This is a genomic window from Falsochrobactrum ovis (genome assembly GCF_003259955.1).
Lineage (GTDB): Bacteria > Pseudomonadota > Alphaproteobacteria > Rhizobiales > Rhizobiaceae > Brucella > Brucella ovis_A.
Map to the genome: position 1 here is coordinate 24,900 of NZ_QLMK01000002.1, position 20,484 is coordinate 45,383.

Sequence of the window (20,484 nt, forward strand, 5' to 3'; positions counted from 1 at the left end):
TCGTCTGTCATTTAATGGAAATGAGCGCCACAGGCCAATTGCCGCTGGGTTGGTCACAAAGTGAGATGAAAACTTTCTTTTATCTCTTCCATAACGGCATAAGTATGAGATTCCCGCACTCCGGGGAGGGATAGCAGGCCATGGGAAAGAAAACGGCGATAGTGCTCCATATTTGAAACACGGGCCTTGATCAGATAGTCGAAACCGCCCGCGACCATATGGCATTCAAGGATATCGGGATTATCACGAGTAAAGGCCGAAAAAGTTTCGAATACTTCTGACGTCGTCCGATCCAGTTTTATCTCTATGAAGATCAGCATGGAACGGTCGAGTTTTTTTGGGCAAAGCCGTGCTGAATAGCCGATAATATATCCTTCGCGCGTTAAACGTTTCACACGTTCGGCTGTCGCTGTTTGGGAGAGATTTATGCGATCTGCAAGTTCGGTATTCGACAAACGCCCATTTTCCTGAAGCGCCTGCAGAATATTTCTATCCATCGCATCAAGTTGCTTCATCATTTTCTCCCCGACCGCACTGAGGAACGGCTCTTCCTCTTATATAAATCGAGCAAAATGAATCGGAATTTCAACGGATTGGCAAGCTAAAAATACAGACCCTGGTGAAACTACTAAGCTATACATGTTTTAGTGGTAAACATAAAACATGCAATTATAGGTTGTGTAGCGGGTTTGACTGTGGTATTGATGTTGTTGTTACTAAAAGTAATATTGTTCTTATACATTTATGCCGCAAAGCCTTCTGGCTTCTATTGGTGGTGGGTCTTCATCCCGCTCACTACCTCAGCGTCCTCATTAAGGGCGAGAAAATCCGGGCTAAAGGAACTGCCCGGATTTTCTTTGCTACATTGGATGTTGCCCGCCACATGTGATGTTGCCCGCCACATGTGATGTTGCCCGCCACATGTGATGTTGCCCGCCACATGTGATGTTGCCCGCCACATGTGATGTTGCCCGCTTCTTGGATGTCACCTGCTTCGTTGGATTTCACCGGTTTCGTTGAATGTCGTCCGTTTCATTGAAGGTCCGCCCAAAGGATGCGCATTCATATAGCGCATTTGGGGGGGCCGTTAGCATAGTCTGATAGCTCGCAGAGAATATCCTCCCAAGACAAAGGTGCAGCGGAGCATTTAAGACGCATAATATCTTAGCAACATAACCGAAGATCTCGAATAAGTTTGCTATTGCAAGCGTGACACGAGAAGGCTAACACTATGGCATGAAGTTTTCGCGCATTGTCATGAATGGCTGGTGGTGGGTTCGCTAAAAGCGGCCACGCAGGCGTTTGCGCATATGCGTTAGAGAAAGAGGCCGCTGGGATTTCCAGGCGGCCTTTTTATTTGGCTGTTGGGAGGGAACGGCGGGAATTCGGGTTTCGAAGTGTTCGAAATGAAATAAGGTTTGGGAATTCCAATCATGAACGCGAAAATAGCGGACAACGAAATATTTACCCATGAGACCGACGGCGGCATCGTCGTCGAGCGCCTACGCCAGCTGACCTCCTATAAGGGGGCCATTGATCGATATATTGATGTGTTAAACGAAAGACGGGGCGCAGTTTTCTCGTCTAATTATGAATATCCGGGTCGTTATACGCGTTGGGATACCGCAATTATTGATCCGCCGGTGGCGATTACCTCCCGGGCCCGAACGATGCGTATTGAGGCCTTAAATGCGCGCGGTATAATTCTTCTCCGGCCTATTCTCGAAACTGTGAAAGCGCTGTCTGAGGTTACAATCGATATAGCGGATGAAAATCTCATCGCACTCACAATCGCCCATCCAACTGGAGTTTTTACTGAAGAAGAACGTTCCCGTATTCCTTCCGTTTTTACCGTATTACGGGCAATTGTTGGGTTGTTTTTTTCAGAAGAAGATTCAAACTTAGGTCTTTATGGGGCCTTTGGCTACGATCTGGCTTTCCAATTTGATCCCATTGAATACAAACTCAAGCGGCCTGATGATCAGCGCGATCTTGTGCTGTTTATTCCTGACGAAATTTTTGTTGCCGACCACTATTCTGCACGTGCGTGGGTGGACCGCTATGAATTTTCCTGGGATGGATCGTCCACTCATGGCTTGCCACGCGAAACGCCAAGGCAAGTGTTTGAGCCAGCCGAGCGTGATCTACCGCGCGGTGACCATGAACCGGGTGAATATGCTCAATTGGTCGAGCGCGCCAAAGCAAGTTTTAAGCGCGGCGATTTGTTCGAAGTCGTTCCGGGGCAAACTTTTTATGAGCGTTGTCACACTGCACCCGCAGAAATTTTCCGCAGGCTGAAAACAATCAATCCTTCACCCTATTCTTTTTTCATAAATTTGGGCGAGAGCGAATATTTGGTTGGCGCGTCGCCGGAAATGTTTGTGCGGGTTAATGGTCGCCGCATCGAAACCTGTCCGATTTCTGGCACTATCAAACGCGGAGAGGACGCGATTTCTGATTCAGAACAGATTTTGAAGCTCCTTAATTCCAAAAAAGATGAATCAGAATTGACTATGTGTTCCGATGTGGACCGCAACGATAAAAGTCGCGTCTGTGAACCAGGTTCGGTGCGCGTCATTGGTAGACGTCAAATTGAAATGTATTCCCGTCTTATCCATACAGTGGATCATATCGAAGGTCGTTTGCGGGACGGGATGGACGCTTTTGATGGTTTTCTCAGCCATGCTTGGGCGGTCACGGTGACGGGCGCTCCCAAACTCTGGGCGATGCGGTTTTTGGAAGAAAACGAACGCAGTCCGCGCGCCTGGTATGGCGGAGCGATCGGAATGATGCATTTCAATGGCGATATGAATACCGGCCTTACATTGCGGACCATCCGAATTAAGGATGGGGTTGCTGAAATACGGGCAGGCGCCACATTGCTGTTTGATTCCGATCCGCAAGAGGAAGAGGCAGAAACGGAGTTGAAAGCATCGGCCATGATTGCGGCCGTGCGTGAAGCGCAGAAGGTCAATGAGGTGGTCGAGAAAGCTAAAGCAGAAAAAGTGGGAGAGGGGATTTCGATCCTGCTGGTCGATCATGAAGATTCATTTGTTCATACGCTGGCCAATTATTTCAGGCAGACTGGTGCCAATGTTTCGACGGTCCGAACTCCAGTTGCGGACGAAGTTTTTGAACGCGTTAACCCGGATCTTGTTGTACTTTCGCCGGGCCCGGGGATGCCTTCAGATTTCGACTGCAAGGCGACGATATCGAAAGCGCGCCAGCGCAATTTGCCGATCTTTGGCGTTTGCCTAGGGTTGCAAGCATTGACAGAAGCCTATGGCGGCGCTCTGAGGCAGTTGCAAATTCCGATGCATGGAAAGCCTTCCCGCATTCGCGTGTCAAAACCGGGGCTTATTTTCGAAGGGCTGCCCAAGGAAGTCACAGTAGGACGTTATCATTCATTATTTGCCGATCCAGATCGGTTACCTGATGAGTTTTTGGTCACGGCGGTGACGGAGGATGGGGTTATCATGGCTTTTGAACATAAGCATGAGCCAGTTGCTGCGGTCCAGTTTCACCCAGAATCAATCATGACGCTGGGGCATGATGCAGGTATGAAAATAATTGAGAATGCTGTTAAGCACCTTGCTGCAGCAAATATTAAGCCGGGTAACAGTAATTACTAATCGCAGCTGATGCATAGGTGGTATAAGGCGGTTTGCATGTGGCAGCCGCCTTATTATTTTTTGCGGATACGTAGTTTGTGTATGCAAGTAGAAAATCACCAAACTAGGGGTTAGATTGCGGGGGCTTTTACGGTATAGAGCCTCGATATGGACACTCAGGGTGACCGGCATGGATTGTGTCCGTGTTTCGTTCTGAATTGATCTCTATCCATTCAGCAATGCTCAGTATAAAGGTTCGTTATGGACGCGAATGCAAAGGTTCGGCGGCTCGCCGCGTGGTCAATTCCTGTTGCCATAGGCGTCATGGGCCTGAAATACTTGGCCTTTGCCCTTACCGGATCTGTCGCTTTATATTCGGATGCGCTTGAATCGATTGTGAATGTTATTGCGGCGTTTGGCGCGTGGTGGGCGATACGTGTCAGTTTTTTGCCTGCGGATGACAATCATCCTTTTGGGCATCACAAGGCCGAATATATTTCAGCGGTCGTAGAAGGGGTTTTGATCACACTAGCCGCGCTTCTTATTGTACGCGAAGCGTGGTCAGCGCTGCAATCGCCGCGGACATTAGACGAGCCTTGGCTCGGCCTTGGCATTAATCTCATAGCCAGTGTGATCAATTGTGGCTGGGCAACAATGCTTATCCGCGTCGGCAGGCGGTATCGTTCGCCGGCCCTTGAGGCCGATGGAAAGCATATTATGACGGATGTGTTCACATCCTTCGGCGTCTTGGCTGGACTTGTTGGCGCGCTGGTCACTGGATGGGCGATATTAGATCCGTTGTTGGCGGTTCTTGTGGCAATCAATATTCTTTGGCACGGCTGGCACGTTATCAATTCCTCCGTGCAGGGCCTGATGGATATGGGCGTAGAACCCGCAGAGGAAATCCGGATTCGCGATGTGATATCGGCTAATGCCGGCGGTGCGATCGAAGTTCATGATCTTAAAACGCGTATTGCAGGCCGGGTCACATTTATTGAGTTTCACCTGGTCGTGGCCGCGGATATGAGTGTGGGTGATGCACATTTGATCTGTGACCGAATCGAGGATGCGCTGAAGGCTGAATGGAGCAATACTCGGGTAGTTATTCACGTCGAGCCGGAGGATGAAGCGAAACTTCCGCTCGGTACCAGCTCTATTCCTTTTGCTTAATTACGATTTCGGGTGCCGTAGTGGAAGATTACACACTTGCGCAGTGTGATTACGGAGTGTAAAAAGCTTTTCATGAACATGAATAGCGCAAATATTTTGGAACAATCCGTCGCCACCTTTGGTGTGCGCGTGAATGTTTGCGTTCTAAACTCGCTTCTTACCCTCGGCCTTAGCGGCGATCGCCGGGCTCATTAAAGGAGCGTCCGGCGGTCGAACCGGCTCCCGCCGCGCATGCTCCTTTACCGCCATATTCGAAATCTGTACTTACGCATGAATATCCGTGTCTATGGGGCTGATAATGGCCGCCAGAATGGACCGGGAGGAACGAGAAAACCGATGAAACAGAATGTTACTGCCGCCCCAATTGCCACTAAACGCAAGGGTATGCCGGATGCCGCGAGCAAGTATTCACCTTTCCCCGCGCCCGATTTAAGTGATCGTACCTGGCCTTCTAAGCGAATAGAGAAAGCGCCAATTTGGTGCTCGGTGGATCTGCGCGATGGCAATCAGGCGCTGATTGATCCGATGGGGCATGATCGAAAAGAGCGGATGTTTCGTCTTTTGGTCGAAATGGGTTTTCCGGAGATTGAGATCGGGTTTCCATCCGCTTCACAGACCGATTTCGATTTTTGCCGTTGGGCGGTCGAAGAGGGAAATGTGCCGGATAATGTGGACTTGCAGGTGCTGGTGCAATGCCGCCCTGAATTAATCACCCGTACATTTGAAGCGCTGGAAGGTGCAAAGACGCCGATTATCCATTTCTATAATTCCACCAGTGAATTGCAACGCCGCGTGGTGTTTGCCAAAGATGTGAAGGGAATTAAGCAGATAGCGACCGATGCCGCCAAGATGATCATGGATATGGCTGCTAAGGCGGGGGACGGTTATCGCTTCCAATATTCGCCAGAAAGTTTCACCGGCACTGAATTGGAAGTCGCGCTGGAAATCTGCAATGCGGTGACTGAGATCGTCAAGCCAACGGCGGATAATAAGTTGATCCTCAACTTGCCATCCACTGTCGAGATGAACACGCCAAACGTCTATGCCGATCAGATTGAATGGATGTGTCGCAATCTGGACAATCGTGAAAATTTGATCATTTCGCTGCACCCTCACAATGACCGCGGGACGGGGATTGCAGCAACCGAACTGGGGTTGATGGCCGGTGCAGATCGGGTTGAAGGTACGTTGTTTGGCAATGGCGAACGCACAGGCAATGTCGATGTGGTGACGCTGGCCTTGAATATGTACACACAGGGCATCGATCCGGAACTCGATTGCAGCGATATTAACCGGATGAAGGAAGTCTATGAATATTCGAACCAATTGAAGATTGGCGAGCGGCATCCTTATGTCGGTGAATTGGTCTATACAGCCTTCTCAGGATCGCATCAGGATGCGATCAACAAAGGCATGAAGGCCCGAAAAACCGCTAACACACCTATTTGGGAAGTTCCTTATCTGCCGATTGATCCGCAGGATGTGGGGCGCTCTTATGAAGCGATCATCCGGATCAATTCTCAATCGGGTAAAGGTGGCATAGCCTATATATTGCAGGCTGATTATGGTATAAATCTGCCGCGCAATTTGCAGGTGGAATTCCGCGAGTTTATTCAAAATATCACGGATGATGAAGGCAAGGAGCTCCCGTCCAAACGGATTTATGAGGAGTTTCAGAAGCTCTATGTTCTGCAACCTGGTGCACGCATCAAGTTTGTGGATCACCATACCTATCCGGATTCGGAGCAAAAAGGACGTCGCGTTCTCACTGCCGAAATTACCGATAATGGTGTTGTTAAAACCATTGAGGGGCGCGGGACCGGGCCAATTGATGGATTTATAGATGCTCTTTCGAAGTATCTGGGCGTTCAAATGTCGGTGGTTGATTATTCCGAACACTCACTGCAGCAAGGCTCTGATGCTTCAGCGATTTCCTATGTTGAAATAGCTCATTCTGATGGGAAATTGTTTGGTGTTGGAATTAACGACAATATTGTGAGTGCCTCGCTTGAGGCGGTGGTTTCCGCCGCAAATCGGCTGATCAAACAATAAAATATCCGCATGGCTTGCATTGAAGACGGCGCCGAGCGCCGTCTTTTTATTGGAGGTTGAGCTAAATTGCGTTAAGTTCAACTGAAATTAGCGTGAGGCAGATTATGGACGAGAGTGAAAAGTCCGGCGCAACTTCGCGCAAATTAGCCAATGCAGTTCGTGCAGTGAAAATTGCAGCGGCTGATCGAGGCGATGTGGCTACTGAGACCAGCGAAGCAGAACGGGCACGGCTTGAATTGTTAGCCCAAGAATTACAGCCAGTTTTTGATGATGTGCCGCTTGACGATCCGCAATGGGACTTTGCACTTTCATCGGGATTGCAGCCTCGGCTTTGGATTGATGCGACTTCGCATGTCATGATGGGTCGAGATCGGCGAACTTATCGCTTTGTTCGTGATACGCGGCTTGGTCGGATTATTGTGGCGGAAAGTACCAATTCCGGCAAAATTGCTGATGCGGTCACCTTCTATATCGCTGAGCGAATGGTAGAGCGTGCGCGCTTGCTGGAGGGTGAGCCGATTCCGATCCGCAAACCAGTAGCAGAGGGAGGCGAACAAGGTGCGGCTGAGGCCGTAAGTTCAGCGATGGTTTCTGATCCCCCGCGACAGCCTGCCTCTCGTTTTACCTGGTTTTTGTTTGGCGGTTTGGTTGCCTGTATCGTGCTCTTTGCGCTGTTTCATGATCGCATTGAACAAGTGTTGTTTCAATAAAGCTGCAATTCTGAAAGTTTGACGATGCGCTGGCTCGCATCTTCAATGCCGTGTTGCTCCCAAACACATGACCAGCCGTTTTGCGGTTGGCGGGCTATATTGAAGAGATTATAGCACGCAGCAGGTTTATGCCCTCCATAGTTCTGACTTGCGGACGGTACGCAGATAACCGGCACTTTACCGTTTGGGCCATCAATATCGTAGCGCGTGGCAAGATGTGTGTGGCCATGCAGTATGAGTTCGGCGCCGTGTTTTCGGATAATTTTTTGAAAACGCCGTATGCCGTAAAGCCGCTTATGGGCTGGGGTTGCTCCATGGACTGGAGGATGATGGATCATTACCACTCTGAACAATCCGCGCGTACCGGCAGCATCCAACATTGTTGCCAGCCGTTTTGCTTGGGATGATCGGAAATCCCCGCTCGCCATAAAAGGCGCAGTTGCTCGTGCCGATGAAACGCCGATCAAGGCAACTCCATCGCGTTCCCTTAAAAAGGGAAATTCAAGGCGTTTACCGTGATTGTTCATCCCGTCACCGCGCATCCAAGGTTCCCAAACTTGGCAGGCTTTATTGAGTGCGCCGGGAACATAGGCGTCATGATTGCCGGGAACAATCGAAACCTGTTCGGGATCGCCAAGGCGTTTCAGCCAGTCCCGAGCCACGTCTATTTCCAGATTAAGCGCAAGATTGACCAGATCGCCAGTAATAGTGATGTGGTCGGGTTTTTGCGCAAGCATATCAGAAATAAGATTATCTAACGCCGTTCCCTGCATAGTGTCCCGGCGATTGCGCATCCAGTTAATATAGCCGGTGATGCGTTTTGATGCCAGTTCTCGATAACGCAAACGAGGCAAGGGCGAAAGATGGACGTCTGAAATATGAACGAGGCGAAACATTTAATTGGTTTACTTCAGTTTGCAGCCAAGGCAAATGGTGAGTGACAAAGTTTCTTGATAAAATTATTCCAAGATTTTGCTTCATACATATGGAATCGGAGAGCCCCCATGCGGTTTCGTAATCTTTTATTTCATACTTATTTCCTTTTTCGCCGACCGATGACATTGGGCGTTCGCGCAATTGTCATTAATGAAGATAAAAATTCAGTTTTCCTAGTGCGACACACCTATGTTCCAGGATGGCATTTGCCAGGTGGTGGTGTCGATAGGGGAGAGACTTTTGGTCAGGCGCTAGATAAAGAATTGCGCGAGGAGGGCAATATTGTTTTGACCGCAAGGCCAGAACTTTTTGCACTTTATAAGAATGCACAGGCATCGCCGCGCGATCATGTTGCATTATATGTTTGCCGCTCGTTCACACAATTAGCGCCCAAAGGGCGAAATATCGAAATCGCCGAAACAGGGTTTTTTCCATTGGACAAATTGCCCGAAGGCACGACGCTTGCCACCAAGCGCCGCCTCCAAGAGGTGCTACACAATCTGGATCCGTTACCTGAATGGTAAGATGTATGCAGTGGCTAGATGATTAATTATTAAAACGTTCCCTGTCGTGAGGGATCGTGAAATCAATCTCCGGGCCTTTTGGTATCACGCCGGTTGGATTGATAGTTTTATGGCTACGATAATAATGGCCTTTAATATGTTCAAAGTTCACCGTCTCTCCAATCCCCGGGATTTGATAAAGTTCGCGGGTGTAATTCCACAGATTTGGGTAGTCGACGATACGGCGCAGATTGCATTTAAAATGGCCGACATAGACAGCATCGAAGCGCACCAGCGTGGTAAAAAGCCGCCAATCCGCTTCGCTCAATTCTGGACCAGCCAGATAGCGTTGTTTGGAAAGCTTGTTTTCCAGCGTATCGAGCGCATCGAATAATTGTACAAATGCCTCTTCATAAGCGTCCTGAGTGGTGGCAAAACCTGCACGATAAACGCCATTATTGATGTTGGGGTAAACATAGTCGTTTATTTCATTGATCTGGCTTCTTAAATCGGGCGGATAAAAATCTAGCGATGCGTCAGCAAAATCGTTGAAAGCTGTGTTGAGCATACGGATAATTTCAGAAGATTCATTTGAAACAATCGTCTCGCGCTGCTTGTCCCACAAAACAGGAACGGTGACACGGCCAGAATATTGCGGATCGGCGCGGGTATAGATCTCATAAAGCCTTTTTGAACCATAGAGTTCGTCACCGGTGCTGCCGGTAGATCCGTTGAAGGTCCAACCTTCTTCAGCCATTAGATAGTCGACCACAGAAACGGAGATTGCATCTTCGAGCTTTTTTAAAGCGCGAAAAATCAGCGTACGGTGCGCCCAGGGACAAGCGAGAGAAACATAAAGATGGTAGCGGCCGGGCTCTGCTTTAAATCCGCCTTCGCCTGTTGGACCGGGGCTGCCATCGGCAGTTATCCAATTTCTGAACTGCGATTTTGAGCGTTCAAAGCGACCTTGTGTGCTTTTGGTGTCATACCAGACATCATGCCATTTTCCATCGACGAGAAGGCCCATGCGATTTCTCCCTTTTGATGAGAGAATAGAGCGAAAATATCTTGCCGCTAGCGTTCAGTTTGTGAACAATGCGTTACACTGCCGAAAAGGCTAATTTATGCTGCCGTTTTGAAAGATAAAGATTTACTTTTTACCAATATGGTGTTAGGCAGCACTCAAAATGTGGTTAAACCATTTTGCGGTTGCACAGGAGAATGATGTGATAGGAATGCTTTTCATCCGACGATGATTTTGGCCGCGACAAATTCGCGGAATGCATTCCTTTGCCTTTGCCTTTGCCTTTGCCTTCGCCTTGGGCTTCTTGGTCTTTCCAAGACTCCTATCGCCCCTTCCAAAACTCCTATTGCGATAAAGCCATGCAACAGCTTGAACTCACCTATGCTCGGGAACTGCCTGATCATGACTCCGAAATTGAGGCTATTAATGCCGCAGCTTTCGGTCCGGGGCGTTTTACCCGTGCCGCGCATTTCATCCGTGAGGACGGGCCACATGATAGAGCTCTGTCTTATGTTGCGCTGATGGGCGGTGTTGTTGTTGGTTCGCTGCGACTGACACCGATTGATATTGGCGGAACGCCGGCACTTTTGCTGGGGCCGCTTGCGGTTCATGCGAAGTGGAAAAATCGCGGTATTGGGCGCAAATTGATGGCCATATCGCTTGAAGCGGCCAAGAAAGATGGGCATCGCTTGATCATCTTGGTGGGTGACGAGCCTTATTACGCCCCGTTTGGCTTTAAGATGGTCAGTCCCGGCTGTGTGGTGATGCCTGCGCCGGTTGACCCGCGTCGGTTACTTGCATGCGAGCTTTTTGCTGGCGCTCTGAACGATGTTTCAGGTGTTGTGCGCCACGCCAACCGGGCTTAGGGGAAGGAGGAAAGGGGAAGGGCGGATCAACGCCCCTCGCGATACCACATAGCAGCGAAAATAAAGAGCAGTGCCGCTAGAGCCAATAGGCCAGAAAATAACGGGACACGATTGATATTTTTCAATTGCGTGTCCGAGGTTTCACGCAGGCCAATCCAATCATTGCCGTTTGCGGGACGGTTGGCAGCAATTGCAACTAGGCTGGGCAGTTGAACCAAGCTGTCGGGTGTTGCGTGCACGCGATGAACTGATCCGCTGGTTGCTTCGGCTAAAGGCAGCAATCGGTCAATGGTCGAGATGCTATCAGCAAACTCTGGCGCATCTATAGGGCCAAGATGGGCCAGTGTTTCTAAATCGTCATTTTTAATACGAAAAATGCCTATCTCTTCGGTATTAAGCGTGCCAGTGAATAGGCCCGGCTGGTTTTGCACGAGATCGATTTGCTCTGACTTGCCGGATGGCGTTGTTATGATAGCGACGCCCGGATTGTCGCCCATAGTTTGACGATGGATAGAAAGCGTACGGCCGCTGCTGCTTGCGGTTAGTGCTTCCTCTTCAAGTTCCGGCTCTTGCATTAGCCAATGTGCGATACGTCGATAAAGCGAGGCATAGGGGCCGCCGCCTTCAAAGCCTCGCGCCCAAAGCCAGCCTTGATCGGAAAGAAACATGCCGACGCGGCCTTTGCCGATACGATCAAGCACCAGAAGTGGTTTCCCATCAGCTCCGCTCATCACGGTTTCGCCTTCTGGCGGGCCGATATCAATTGTTCGGAACCAGCGGCTCCAATGCGGCGGCTCTTGCGCGCTTCCATCGAGACCGCGGGTTACGGGATGGCGTTTGCCAAGCTCGGTCAAGCGCGGATAAAACGCCTTTTCTATCACTTGGCCTGTCGGCATCGCAGGTAAAGCACTATAAAGCGGCGTCCGGGCGATCGACATATGCCCCGCATATTCGGGCCCGGCTGCAATCAGCAGCGCACCGCCATTTTCCACATATTGCGCGATATAATCATAATAGAGCAGCGGTAGCACATCGCGGTGCTGATAACGGTCTAGAATAATTAGGTCGAATTCGTTGACCTTGTCGACGAACAGTTCACGCGTGGGAAAAGCAATGAGGGAAAGCTCGTTGATCGGGGTGCCATCCTGTTTTTCTGGGGGGCGCAGAATGGTGAAGTGTACCAGATCCACAGCTGCATCGGATTTGAGCAGGTTACGCCATGTGCGCTCGCCATTATGCGGTTCGCCAGAAACAAGAAGTACCCTGAGATTTTCGCGAACGCCGTCGACAGTGGCAACGGCACGATTATTGGTATCGGTGACCTCACCGGGAAGAGCGGGGGTTGTTATCTCGATAATATTCACACCCGCACGTGGCAGCTGAATGAAAACCGGTGTTTCCTGTCCAATCCGGGCTTCTTCTTGCGTTACGGTTTCTCCGTTCACGCGAATTTCGACGGGTGCGGGATTGCCCAAATCTTTGCCCTCATCAACCACTGTGAAGGACATTTCTAGTGGCTTGCCGCTAATGCCGTAACGCGGCGCTTTATCAAAGCGAATGCGGCGGTCGAATTCGTCTGGATGGCCAGTTATGAGAGCGTGTAATGGCGCATCAAATCCCAGAGAATTTTGGTTCTCCGGAATATCATGCACCTGACCATCGGTAATCATAATTGCGCCTGCTATGCGCGATGGAGGCACATCAAGCAGCGCTCGCGCCATGGGCTCAAACAGGCGCGTGGCATAGCCGTCATCGTTTTCGTTAGGGTGTCCGGCTTCTACGATACGTGTTTCAAATTGCGGCATCGTTGCAAGCTGCTCTTGTAGAGCTTTAAGGGCGGTGTCGGTATCTGTGCGACGGTTCCCCAAATCCTGACTTTGGCTGCGATCTACGATGAGGGCGACGACGCTTTTTAAGGGCTCGCGTTCTTCATGCACCACGACGGGGTTCATCAAAGCCAATGTTAATACTGCCGCGGCGAGAAGGCGAATGATCCCGCCGCGCATCCGCAACGCAATCGTTGCAAGAATAAGAATGGCGAGGGGCGCCAGAATAGCAATCAGCCATGAAAGAGGGAGGAAGGGTTCGAATTCTATGTTCATATCCGTCCCTAATTTCCTAAACGCTCAAGAAGATCCGGAACATGAACCTGATCGGATTTATAATTGCCAGTGAGCATATACATCACGATGTTGACGCCGCCGCGAATGGCATAAATACGCTGCATTGGATCGTTAGGGATGGTGGGAAATAGCGGCATTCCTTGTTCATCAACAGCCCATGCGGCGGCCAGATCATTTGCCGTAATCATAATTGGAGACACACCGTCTCCGGTCCGCACGGGTCTATTCTGTGACGCTTCCGCTGGCGCAGAAGCCTCAACCCAAAGGGGGCTTCCCCGATAGCGCCCCGGAAAATCTGGCATGATGAAGAATGACTTCGTCAACACATGATCATCGGGCACAGGTTCGAGCGGTGGAACATTCATATTATTGAGTATGGCGCGCAAACGTTGGCTGGCGGCTGAGACTGAAGCGTCAAGGCTGCTGCCCGCCTCAAACTGGTCGCGCGTGTCAAACAAAACTGTACCGCCCTGCTGCATATAGGCATCAACTTTGGCAATGGCTTCAGGGCTTGGCATGGGCGTATCTGGGTCGATGGGCCAATAGATCAGCGGATAAAAGGCGAGCTCATCGGAGGCTGGATCGACGCCAATCGGATCTCCCGGCTCAAGCGCCGTTTTGTCTATCAGCGCATAGCTCAACCCGCGCAGACCTGCTTGACTAATACGATCTGTTTCGCTGCTTCCGGTCAGAATATAGGCAAGATGGGTTTGCGAAACAGCATTGATGATAGCATCATCTCCGGGTTTGCTGTCATCATGGATTTGCGGTTCTTGGGCATGGGCGCGGTCGATCCCGGCGGATTGCAGAAAAAGTGCAGCCATTGCCATCAGAATTGCCAGACTTGCAACGGTGGCACGTGATCTCAAGCGCCTGCGGAATGCACCGCGCAGCCAGAGCATGAGCAATGTATCAAGCGCAAGCAATATAGCGGCCAAGGCAAATAATGGGCCGCGCAAAGAAATGGACCGATCAGCATTATAAGAAGCTTGCATTATGCCCACTGAAAGGGCCGGCCGAACTATCGGCTGGAGCTTGATATTATTGCCTTCAAAAATGTTGAGTGCTTTCAGCCCGTCGTCGTTGCCGTAAAAACCGGGTGGTGTGTTGAGGCTAACTTCTGGCTGCTCTTGGTTTTCTACCATCAAAGGGCGCGCTTCCGGCGTGGGGGGAATGAGCTCGCCCGATGCTGAAAGCAGCTGGAACGGGGGCAGCGAGACAGAGTTTTGATCGTTCTGGGCACCAGTGCGCTGGGAAAGTGAAACAATACGGCGCAACATTTCTACAAAAGAACCGGAGATCGGTAAGTTAGACCATGTCGCGTCAGGCGAACTGTGAAACAATATAATATTACCATGTCCCCTCCGTTCGCCCGTTATGAGAGGTGTTCCGTCTTGAAGCGTAGCATAGGTTTTTTCATTCAAATCATAGGAGGGTTCAGCCAAAACCTGCCGCGTCACAGTTACGTCGTCAGGAATGGCAAGTCCTGCAAACGGGCCGGTGTCCGAAAATGAACGTAGCTTTTGCGGTTCGGACCAAGACAGCGTGCCTCCGAGCGCTCTTTCGCCTTTACGCAGACGGACAGGCAAAAGCGGATCGTTTTCGCTGGCACCGGCACTGGCACCAGCAAGGCGAGGCCCGGCAAAGCGTACCAAAGTTCCGCCTTCCTCTACCCAGCGTGAAAGCTGCTCTTCCACCGGCTGTGGCAATGTGCCGATATCCGCCAAAATCAAGACTGACGGCTTTGCGTTCAGCATTTCCGGCACTGTTTGCAAGAGATCAGCCGATCGTGTTTGGATCAGATTTGCATGGGGTGAGAGCGCGCGAGAAATATAATGCAACGGTGAGAGAAGGGGCTGCGCGAGGTCGCTTTCGCTCCCGGCCAGAAGGCCAACGGTGCGGCGCTCGGAGCCAGCATCAATCAGATGAGTGGCGGCGGCTTGCTCAACGCTATCTATGCGGATCACCCGGAAGTCATTGCGCAATTCTACGGGAAGGCTGAAGCGCGCAGTCGCTTGTGTGCTCCCAACAGCGAACGAGAGCGGGGCTTCGGCGATGCGCCGACCTTTGTCGTCATAGGCTGATGCGGTGAGCGTGCGCGCAGAGGTCATCGTTTCAGGACGAATGGCAACGGCTTCGAGATGATCGGCCTGATTATTTATGCCAGTCAGCGCAAAAATCTGTTCGAGATTGGCATCATACCACAAGACAGATGCAAGCTGCCCGCTTTCATCGAGTTGGGCGAAGGTTTGCGCATCGTGGGGCTGGGCTAATCCGTCACTCATAAATGCCAGACGAAGCTTTATATCTTCGGGCAAGCTAGAAGTGAGACGTTTAAATGCGGTCTGGCGAGTGACAGGAAGGGGGCGAGGTTTTAGAGCTTGCAAGCGTTCGAGCGCTTGCTTGCCATCATAGGGACCAATTTCGACATTGGCGGGTTCCGCTGTTCCGAGAATATAGATCTGGGACCGCGTGCTTTCGGCATCCGAAATGAGTTTTTCTGCCGCTTGCTGCCGTTGTTTCCAATCCTCAGCGGAAGCCCAGCCATTGTCGATAATGATAGCCAGTGGCTCATTGCCAGAAAAGGTCACGGAACTGGGATTCCATACCGGTGCGGCGAGGGCTAGAATCACAAGTGCTGCAATGAGAAGACGGATAAGCGTCATCCACCACGGGCTTTTTGACGGCACTTCTTCGCGCCTGAAAATCTGGGCCAGAATTTTCAGTGGCGGAAAAACTTCTTCTTGCGGGCGCGGTGGGGTCATGCGCAGCAACCACCAGATTACCGGTAGGGTAAGAAGGCCTATAAGCAGCAGCGGTGAACCAAATGCGAGCGGGATCATATTCATATGCGTCCGCCTTCCTGGGAGGACGCGCTCAACGCATTATGCAAGCGTGATAATATTTCCGTGGTTGGTCTATCGGTGCGATGAACGGAATAAGTCCAGCCAAGCCGTTTGCAAAAATCTGATAAATGTTCGCGGCGGGCAAGGTAAAGACGGCGATAATCTTCGGCATAGGTTTCTGCACGGCCAGCGAGAAGTGTCGCGCCCGTTTCGGGATCAAGGAATTCCGTACGGCCCGAATAGGGAAATGTTTCTTCGGCAGGATCGCAGATTTCTACCAAATGCGACCGAACACCGCGCCGGGCGAGATTATCAAGAAAGGCGGTTAATTCGTCGAATGGTTGCAGGAAGTCGGAAACGAGAACCACTTCCGAAAAGCGCCGCATATGTTGGATATCGGGCAGGGAATGGCTCGGCGTTTCATGCATTAGCGATCCTGCGAGGCGCTCAGCACCATTGCGTGCCGAAAAAGGCGGCAAAAGCGAGGGGAAGGCAATGCGTTCGCCAGAGCGCGAGAGAAGTTCGGCGAGCGCGAACATTAACACCAGCGCACGGGCTTCTTTGGAAACATCTGAGAGCTGTGAGCGATAGAGCATGGACGGAGAAAAATCGCACCATAACCAGACCGTATGCGCAGATTCCCATTCGCGGTCTCGCACATAAGTATGATCGTCGCGGGCGGAACGCCGCCAATCGATATGAGAAAGGGGCTCGCCCTGCACATAAGGGCGAAATTGCCAAAAGTTTTCGCCCGGACCACGCTTGCGGCGGCCATGCCAGCCATTCATTACCGTGTTGACGACGCGGCGCGCTTCAACCAGCAGATCGGGGATGCTTGATGCTCGCGCACGTGCGCGGGCTAACGCATCCCTGCGGTCTGAAGTCGAAACTTCCGCGCCGATAGTCATTAGATCGCACCTTTAACCAAATTCGCGATAACATCACGCACATGCATTCCATCAGCTCGGGCTGCGAAGTTGAGCGCCATGCGATGTTGCAAGACCGGCTCGGCGAGAGCTTTCACATCATCAATAGAAGGCGCAAGCCGGCCATCATAAAGCGCACGCGCCCGGGCGCAGAGCATCAAGGCCTGACTGGCACGAGGACCGGGCCCCCAGGCAATATGTTTTTTGGCATGTTCATTGTCAGAATCGGGTCGTGCGGAACGTACCAGTTTGAGAATTGCATCCACCACGCTTTCAGAAACTGGCATACGCCGCACCAAAGCCTGCATTTTCTTAAGGCGCTCAGCGTCTAGAACCGCTTCAGGCTTCACCTCTGAAAGGCCGGTCGTTTCGAGCAAAATGCGGCGTTCGGCTTCCAGCGCCGGATAAAGAATATCGATCTGCATCAAAAAGCGATCAAGCTGGGCTTCGGGAAGAGGATAGGTGCCTTCCTGTTCCAAAGGGTTTTGCGTCGCAAGCACATGAAAAGGGCTAGGCAGATCATAGCGTTGTCCAGCAACAGTCACATGATATTCCTGCATAGACTGTAAAAGTGCTGATTGAGTGCGAGGCGACGCACGGTTAATTTCGTCGGCCATCAAAAGCTGGGCAAAAATGGGCCCTTTAAGATAGCGAAAGGAGCGTCGCCCGTCGGCATCTTGCTCCATGACTTCCGAGCCGATAATATCCGATGGCATTAGGTCTGGAGTGAACTGCACGCGCTGGCCCGAAAGGCCGAGCACGATGCCTAGCGTTTCAACAAGCTTGGTCTTAGCAAGGCCCGGCACGCCGACAAGGAGCGCGTGCCCACCAGCCAAAATTGCAACGAGTGTGCGTTCAATGACGCTTTCTTGTCCAAAGATGACGGTATCGACACTTTCCTTGATCCGAGCGATATCAGCGAGTGCCCGTTCGGCTTGCGCGATTATCTCGTTAGAATTGGCGGTTTCAGGCGTGACAACAACGCTCATAAGGACCTCGCAATGTTCTCCGACCCCTGCATATTACAGGTAAATCGCTCTATAATGCTGACAAGCGATGAAACGGTGACTATTTCATGACTTAAGACATTTTATCCCGTTCAAACAGGAATAGCCGAGTCGGATGACAAAAAGCACCCCTAACGGCGAGCAAATGCCGCACACTTCATTACCTGCTATAGAAGAATCGGGCGGAGTTGAAGCTCTCATTGCCCGCGCTCATGCGGATGCACAGGGCGGGCCTGCCACTAAAGAACGCGGTATTCCACCCGTTGAGCAGTGGAATCCTGAGTTCTGCGGCGATCTTGATATGGAAATCCGTGCTGATGGAACATGGTTCTATATGGGCACGCCGATCGGGCGGCCGCAGCTTGTGCGGTTATTCTCTACGGTTTTACGCAAGGATGAAGACGGCAAGACCTATCTGGTTACACCGGTCGAAAAGATTGGCATCCGGGTTGAAGATGCCCATTTCATCGCCGTTGAAATGCAGATATCCGGAACGGGTGAAAGTCAGGTTCTAACCTTTCGCACCAATGTGGGCGATGTGGTGGAAGCGGGGAGAGATCATCCATTACGCTTTGTGGTCGAAGAGGAGAGCGGCGGGTTAAAACCTTATATTCTGGTGCGTGGACGGTTGGAAGCGCTGCTGACACGATCTGTAACTTATGAGCTGGTAGCGCTGGGCGAGGAAGTCGAGGTCGAGGGAGTAACTATGTTTGCAATTCGTTCAGGCGGTGAGACATTCCCCGTCATGCGGGCTGACGAATTGGAGAAATCCATTCGATGACGGTGTGGACGTCCCAACGTTTCCCGGAATATTCAGCGGGTGATTTTATCGAAAGGGTACGCAATTGGCAGCCCGATGAAAATGAGCTGACTGGCGATCATTTACTTAATCCAACCTTCACGCAAACTATGGTCACGGCAAAAATGCGTGATGCTGCCGTGTTAGTGCCGGTGGTGGATCGGGGATCTGAGGCGACGCTGCTGCTGACGAAGCGCAGTGATAGGTTGCGTCAGCATTCGGGGCAGATTGCTTTTCCTGGTGGCGCGATTGATAGGGAAGATGGAACCGCCGAACATGCGGCCTTACGGGAGGCGAGGGAGGAAATCGGACTTGCTTCCAATAAGGCAGAGATTGTTGGGAATTTGCCGCGTTATTTAACCGGTAGCGGGTTTTCTATTACTCCGGTGCTGGCCGTGGTAAACACGCCGTTTGAAGTCTATCCTAATCCGGATGAGGTTGCAGATATATTCGAAGTGCCACTGTCTTTCTTAATGGACCCGGCCAACCACCGGCGTGAAAGCAGGGTCTTTAATGGCAAAGAACGCTTTTATTACGCCATGCCATATCAAGAACGACGCATCTGGGGTATCACTGCCGGAATTATTCGCGGACTTTATGAAAGGCTCTATCGTTGAGCGATATAGTGAATATTTCTGACAAGGCTGAATGGCTGAAATCGCCGCCATTGCGGGCACTTTTTGATGCGCTAAACCGTGACGGGGGCGAGGCCCGCGTTGTTGGGGGCGCGGTTCGCAATAGTTTGCTTGGCACAAGGGTCAGCGATGTCGATCTTGCCACCACGCATCTGCCTCAGGACACGATGCGTCTCGTGAAGGATGCGGGTTTCAAACCGGTGCCGACCGGCATTGAGCATGGCACGGTGACGGTCGTCGTGCAGGGGCGGCCTTTTGAGGTGACGACCTTGCGCACGGACATAGAAACCAATGGTCGCCATGCTAAGGTCGTTTTTGGTACGGATTGGCAAAAAGATGCCGAGCGGCGCGATTTCACTATCAATGCGCTTTATGCAAAGGCCGATGGGACGATTGTCGATCACGTTGGCGGGCTTGCCGATATTGAAACGCGCACATTGCGTTTTATCGGGGATGCGGAAGCGCGTATCCGGGAAGATTATCTGAGAATTCTGCGTTTTTTTCGTTTCTTTGCGTGGTACGGCTCAGGCCGACCGGAAGCGGATGGATTGCGCGCCAGCGCTCGTCTTAAAGATGGCTTGAACCAGCTTTCTGCCGAACGGGTATGGGTGGAGCTTAAAAAACTTCTTTCTGCTTCCGATCCCTCCCGCGCACTTTTATGGATGCGTCAATCCGGGGTACTTTCGGTAATACTGCCAGAAAGTGAAAAATGGGGCATTGATGCAATTCATTCTTTGGTCAGAACCGAACAGGAATTGGATTGGCCTACAGATGCCTTGCTTCGGCTTGAAAGCATGGTTCCGCCCGATGCTGCGCGGGTATCTGAAATGGGCAAGCGGCTCAAAATGTCGAATGCCGAAAGGGCGCGGCTTGAAGCATGGGCGCGTCAAGACGTTGTTAAATCCGAGCTCTCCGAATATGCGCTTAAGAAATTGCTTTATCGAAGCAGCAAACAGGCCGTATTGGACCGAGTAATGCTGGGCTATGCTGCGGCGCGGGGCGAGGCAGCGATGAATGATGAGGCCATGATCAAAGTGGGTGCATTTTCACGTCTGCTTGAAACGGCGCAAAATTATGAAGCACCTCTATTTCCGGTGACGGGTGCAGATCTTCTTACTATGGGTATTGAAAAGGGCCCCAAACTGGGCAAGATTTTGAAAGAACTTGAGGCCATTTGGATCGAGTCAAATTTTAGTCTCGACAAAGAGGAGCTTCTAGCGAAAATCAATCGTGATCACTGATTTTGCGGGATGACGATTTTTGTAACCGGTTTGTT

The 20,484-nt window shown here is 51.2% G+C and carries 16 protein-coding genes; 9 read left to right on the forward strand and 7 right to left on the reverse strand.

Going from position 1 to position 20,484, the window contains the following annotated elements; genetic code table 11:
- Window positions 1-53: 53 nt before the first annotated feature.
- Entirely contained in the window at window positions 54-515 is a 462-nt protein-coding gene (locus tag C7374_RS03775) for an Lrp/AsnC ligand binding domain-containing protein (RefSeq protein WP_111574295.1), read from the reverse strand.
- Window positions 516-1,433: 918 nt separating this feature from the next.
- Between C7374_RS03775 and C7374_RS03780 the strand changes: the two genes are divergently transcribed.
- From C7374_RS03780 to C7374_RS03795, 4 genes are all read left to right on the forward strand, one after another.
- Window positions 1,434-3,632, forward strand: a complete 2,199-nt coding sequence (locus tag C7374_RS03780) for an anthranilate synthase component I (protein ID WP_111574296.1) — start codon at window positions 1,434-1,436, stop codon at window positions 3,630-3,632.
- Between the two features lie 240 nt (window positions 3,633-3,872).
- Window positions 3,873-4,781 carry a cation diffusion facilitator family transporter gene (locus C7374_RS03785; RefSeq protein ID WP_111574297.1) on the forward strand — a complete coding sequence of 303 codons (909 nt, stop codon included), beginning with the start codon at window positions 3,873-3,875 and terminating at the stop codon, window positions 4,779-4,781.
- A 336-nt stretch (window positions 4,782-5,117) separates the two neighbouring features.
- Entirely contained in the window at window positions 5,118-6,833 is a 1,716-nt protein-coding gene (gene leuA / locus C7374_RS03790) for a 2-isopropylmalate synthase (RefSeq protein ID WP_111574298.1), read from the forward strand.
- A gap of 104 nt (window positions 6,834-6,937) precedes the next feature.
- Window positions 6,938-7,543: a hypothetical protein gene (locus C7374_RS03795; protein ID WP_111574299.1), complete on the forward strand. Its 606-nt coding sequence runs from the start codon at window positions 6,938-6,940 to the stop codon at window positions 7,541-7,543.
- On the opposite strand, the gene C7374_RS03800 is transcribed toward C7374_RS03795, so the two are convergent.
- A complete protein-coding gene (locus C7374_RS03800; protein ID WP_111574300.1) occupies window positions 7,537-8,439 on the reverse strand; it encodes a metallophosphoesterase family protein in 903 nt (300 codons plus the stop codon). The genes C7374_RS03795 and C7374_RS03800 overlap by 7 nt on opposite strands.
- Before the next feature lie 108 nt (window positions 8,440-8,547).
- On the opposite strand from C7374_RS03800, the gene C7374_RS03805 reads away from it, so the two are divergent.
- On the forward strand, window positions 8,548-9,003 hold the full coding sequence (locus C7374_RS03805) for an NUDIX domain-containing protein (RefSeq protein ID WP_111574301.1): 456 nt from the start codon (window positions 8,548-8,550) through the stop codon (window positions 9,001-9,003).
- Between the two features lie 22 nt (window positions 9,004-9,025).
- Here C7374_RS03805 and C7374_RS03810 read toward each other — a convergent pair whose 3' ends face one another.
- Window positions 9,026-10,009: a glutathione S-transferase family protein gene (locus C7374_RS03810; RefSeq protein WP_111574302.1), complete on the reverse strand. Its 984-nt coding sequence runs from the start codon at window positions 10,007-10,009 to the stop codon at window positions 9,026-9,028.
- Window positions 10,010-10,290: 281 nt separating this feature from the next.
- Between C7374_RS03810 and C7374_RS03815 the strand changes: the two genes are divergently transcribed.
- Window positions 10,291-10,872: a GNAT family N-acetyltransferase gene (locus C7374_RS03815; RefSeq protein WP_483459061.1), complete on the forward strand. Its 582-nt coding sequence runs from the start codon at window positions 10,291-10,293 to the stop codon at window positions 10,870-10,872.
- 26 nt (window positions 10,873-10,898) lie between these two features.
- Here the strand turns inward: C7374_RS03815 and C7374_RS03820 are convergent, their stop codons facing one another.
- Genes C7374_RS03820 through C7374_RS03835 form a run of 4 tightly spaced genes read right to left on the reverse strand, consistent with a single transcriptional unit; the run spans window position 10,899 to window position 17,756 of the window.
- On the reverse strand, window positions 10,899-12,974 hold the full coding sequence (locus tag C7374_RS03820) for a glutamine amidotransferase (RefSeq protein ID WP_111574304.1): 2,076 nt from the start codon (window positions 12,972-12,974) through the stop codon (window positions 10,899-10,901).
- Window positions 12,975-12,982: 8 nt separating this feature from the next.
- Window positions 12,983-15,844, reverse strand: coding sequence for a DUF4159 domain-containing protein (locus C7374_RS03825; RefSeq protein WP_111574305.1), 2,862 nt, complete (start codon window positions 15,842-15,844; stop codon window positions 12,983-12,985).
- Window positions 15,841-16,749: a DUF58 domain-containing protein gene (locus tag C7374_RS03830; protein WP_111574306.1), complete on the reverse strand. Its 909-nt coding sequence runs from the start codon at window positions 16,747-16,749 to the stop codon at window positions 15,841-15,843. The genes C7374_RS03825 and C7374_RS03830 overlap by 4 nt, the downstream gene beginning before the upstream one ends.
- The gene (locus tag C7374_RS03835) at window positions 16,749-17,756 is read right to left on the reverse strand and encodes an AAA family ATPase (protein ID WP_111574307.1); all 1,008 of its coding nucleotides are present in this window, start codon (window positions 17,754-17,756) and stop codon (window positions 16,749-16,751) included. Before C7374_RS03835 ends, C7374_RS03830 begins: the two co-directional genes overlap by 1 nt.
- A gap of 133 nt (window positions 17,757-17,889) precedes the next feature.
- On the opposite strand from C7374_RS03835, the gene C7374_RS03840 reads away from it, so the two are divergent.
- From C7374_RS03840 to C7374_RS03850, 3 genes are read left to right on the forward strand one after another with little or no spacing between them, the layout of a single operon-like run.
- Window positions 17,890-18,555: a DUF1285 domain-containing protein gene (locus C7374_RS03840; RefSeq protein ID WP_111574308.1), complete on the forward strand. Its 666-nt coding sequence runs from the start codon at window positions 17,890-17,892 to the stop codon at window positions 18,553-18,555.
- The gene (locus tag C7374_RS03845; protein WP_111574309.1) at window positions 18,552-19,190 is read left to right on the forward strand and encodes a CoA pyrophosphatase; all 639 of its coding nucleotides are present in this window, start codon (window positions 18,552-18,554) and stop codon (window positions 19,188-19,190) included. Before C7374_RS03840 ends, C7374_RS03845 begins: the two co-directional genes overlap by 4 nt.
- Window positions 19,187-20,449: a CCA tRNA nucleotidyltransferase gene (locus C7374_RS03850; RefSeq protein WP_111574310.1), complete on the forward strand. Its 1,263-nt coding sequence runs from the start codon at window positions 19,187-19,189 to the stop codon at window positions 20,447-20,449. The genes C7374_RS03845 and C7374_RS03850 overlap by 4 nt, the downstream gene beginning before the upstream one ends.
- The last annotated feature ends 35 nt before the right edge of the window (window positions 20,450-20,484 follow it).

Excerpts from the sequence above, each read along its gene's own strand:
- C7374_RS03775 (WP_111574295.1), bottom strand. The coding sequence starts at position 515 with ATGAAGCAACTTGATGCGATGGATAGAAATATTCTGCAGGCGCTTCAG.
- C7374_RS03780 (WP_111574296.1), top strand. The coding sequence starts at position 1,434 with ATGAACGCGAAAATAGCGGACAACGAAATATTTACCCATGAGACCGAC.
- C7374_RS03785 (WP_111574297.1), top strand. The coding sequence starts at position 3,873 with ATGGACGCGAATGCAAAGGTTCGGCGGCTCGCCGCGTGGTCAATTCCT.
- leuA (WP_111574298.1), top strand. The coding sequence starts at position 5,118 with ATGAAACAGAATGTTACTGCCGCCCCAATTGCCACTAAACGCAAGGGT.
- C7374_RS03795 (WP_111574299.1), top strand. The coding sequence starts at position 6,938 with ATGGACGAGAGTGAAAAGTCCGGCGCAACTTCGCGCAAATTAGCCAAT.
- C7374_RS03800 (WP_111574300.1), bottom strand. The coding sequence starts at position 8,439 with ATGTTTCGCCTCGTTCATATTTCAGACGTCCATCTTTCGCCCTTGCCT.
- C7374_RS03805 (WP_111574301.1), top strand. The coding sequence starts at position 8,548 with ATGCGGTTTCGTAATCTTTTATTTCATACTTATTTCCTTTTTCGCCGA.
- C7374_RS03810 (WP_111574302.1), bottom strand. The coding sequence starts at position 10,009 with ATGGGCCTTCTCGTCGATGGAAAATGGCATGATGTCTGGTATGACACC.
- C7374_RS03820 (WP_111574304.1), bottom strand. The coding sequence starts at position 12,974 with ATGAACATAGAATTCGAACCCTTCCTCCCTCTTTCATGGCTGATTGCT.
- C7374_RS03825 (WP_111574305.1), bottom strand. The coding sequence starts at position 15,844 with ATGAATATGATCCCGCTCGCATTTGGTTCACCGCTGCTGCTTATAGGC.
- C7374_RS03830 (WP_111574306.1), bottom strand. The coding sequence starts at position 16,749 with ATGACTATCGGCGCGGAAGTTTCGACTTCAGACCGCAGGGATGCGTTA.
- C7374_RS03835 (WP_111574307.1), bottom strand. The coding sequence starts at position 17,756 with ATGAGCGTTGTTGTCACGCCTGAAACCGCCAATTCTAACGAGATAATC.
- C7374_RS03840 (WP_111574308.1), top strand. The coding sequence starts at position 17,890 with ATGACAAAAAGCACCCCTAACGGCGAGCAAATGCCGCACACTTCATTA.
- C7374_RS03845 (WP_111574309.1), top strand. The coding sequence starts at position 18,552 with ATGACGGTGTGGACGTCCCAACGTTTCCCGGAATATTCAGCGGGTGAT.